The organism is uncultured Campylobacter sp. (genome assembly GCF_938040115.1).
Classification (GTDB): Bacteria; Campylobacterota; Campylobacteria; order Campylobacterales; family Campylobacteraceae; genus Campylobacter_A.
Map to the genome: position 1 here is coordinate 1 of NZ_CALHXD010000011.1, position 1893 is coordinate 1893.

Annotated in this window: 2 protein-coding genes and 1 pseudogene; 1 reads left to right on the plus strand and 2 read right to left on the minus strand. The window is 41.3% G+C overall.

The window, feature by feature from the left end:
- Window positions 1-595, minus strand: a pseudogene (locus Q0314_RS00435) (nitric-oxide reductase large subunit); the annotation flags it as partial.
- Window positions 596-750: 155 nt separating this feature from the next.
- Here Q0314_RS00435 and Q0314_RS00440 point away from each other — a divergent pair.
- Entirely contained in the window at window positions 751-1281 is a 531-nt protein-coding gene (locus Q0314_RS00440; RefSeq protein WP_298055281.1) for a chemotaxis protein, read from the plus strand.
- Between the two features lie 358 nt (window positions 1282-1639).
- On the opposite strand, the gene Q0314_RS00445 is transcribed toward Q0314_RS00440, so the two are convergent.
- On the minus strand, window positions 1640-1893 hold a 254-nt coding region (locus tag Q0314_RS00445; RefSeq protein ID WP_298055284.1), incomplete at its 5' end, for a hypothetical protein.

The window sequence follows — 1893 nt, forward strand, 5'->3', positions numbered from 1 at the left end:
TCGCCGTAGCCCAGGTCGCCCAGAAGAAGAAATCATTTAGCTGCTCGCGGTTTTCTTCTTTAGCCAGCGTGTTGTTTTTCATCGCGTAGTTTTCGCGTAGCTTCTGGTATTTCGGATCGTTGCCAAAAAGCCCATTATACTCATCACGCACTACTTTTGCTGCCGCAATCCTCTCGTCGCTGATCGTTATAACGCCGTTTTTTAGCGTATTCGTGCGGTATTCGCTCTTGGTTAGAGCCTTGATGTTGGCTTGTTGTTCGGCGTTTAGAGCATTAAATTTAACTCCGTAAAGCTGATTTGCCTTTATATCCATAAACGCGACTAGCTCTTTATGCAGCCAATCAGCCGTCCAGTCAGGCGCCTGATACGCTCCGTGTCCCCACACAGAGCCCACCTGCATACCGCCGATGCTCTGCCAGGCCTCTTGACCTTTATAAATTTGCTCTTGCTCGACTATTATTTTGCCGTTTTTATCGGCGAAACTCACCACCGGCGGCGCTTCGCGGTAAACCTCTACGCCGTAGTAGCCGAGTATCCCGAAGGCGATAGTAACGACTGCTACCAGCGCCCACCAATACTTCTTGTATTCACGCATACTTTTCTCCTTTGTGATATGAAAATTCGGGCGATAGTTTATCCAAAACGAGAATTTAATCGAATGATTTGCGTCAATAAAAGGATAAAATCTGTCCTTAAAATATTGCTTATTTTAAAAATGTATAATTACGAAAATATATTTTGGGGGATTTTATGCTTAAATTCGAGATTGTTTATAAATTTTGCCTCATTTGCACGCTGATTTTGGGGCTTAGTTTGCTCGCGTTTTCGGGGGTAAATTTCGCGCTCGGAGAGTACGGCGAGTTTTGGATGGGCGCGCATAAATTTGCGGGCTTTTTGGTTGCGCTCGCGGCCGTTTTGCACGTGATAAATCGCAAGAAAAAACTCGTTAAGCTCGCAAATGAATTCATCGACGTCGTCACTCGCCGCAAAAACCCGAGCATGTGCAACATGGACCGCATCATCGCATCGCTAGAGCCATATACGATCGCTGAGATCTCGCAAAAACTAGGCTTTGATGAGGCCGAGTTTTGCCGTACATTGCGCGAAAACGGCGTTAAATTTAACGGCGCAAATCAAACCCTGCGTCAAATTTCTTTTTTAAACGACGAAAAGATATTTTTCGTGCTAGTTCTCATAGTCGAGGCGAAATTTGGCAAAAGATTTTGCGGCGAACTAAAATTTAAAGGCGCCAAATTTAACGGCAATAAAAAAGCAGCGTGAGCTTGGTGCGAGCGACGCAGGGGTTAAATTTGTATTTTTGAAAGGGCTCAAATTTTAAAAATAATCGCAATTTTAATCATAACTTTTAACGTTTTACTTTTTGGCGGGACTACTTGGACGATATTAATCCGATTTCTACCGCTCGTGAGAATGCGTACATCAGTTGTGCTTGCCAAATAAACGACATTGGGCATTTGCGTTTTTTGTGAGATTTAAAAAGTAAATATTAAACTTGGCATAAAAATTAGCTACTAAAGGCTACTTTAAAATAACTTTTGGGAGCGATTTGGCTCCCAAATTAATTTTTTAAAGTGGATTTTTTAAATACCAAATCCCGTCAAATTTTTCAATCGCAAATTTACGAGTCCTCTCTCCCTCCGCTTGCAAATTTTATTTCAATTACAAGCTCGGCATGCTTATGGTCTATCATGTTTATTTTATAAACAGAGGCATCAAGTATCTTATCTGATTTATTATTTTCTAGCTCTTTTTCTATTTTTTTGGCTATTTTATCTTGCTCGTCTTTGCTATCGGTTTTAACTAAAAACGCCATATCGACTGGGTTATTTTTGATAGTTTTTACGACTTTTTCACCTAATTCCTCAGGCGTTT

Coding starts and splice junctions, on each gene's coding strand:
- Q0314_RS00440 (WP_298055281.1), top strand. CDS start 751: ATGCTTAAATTCGAGATTGTTTATAAATTTTGCCTCATTTGCACGCTG.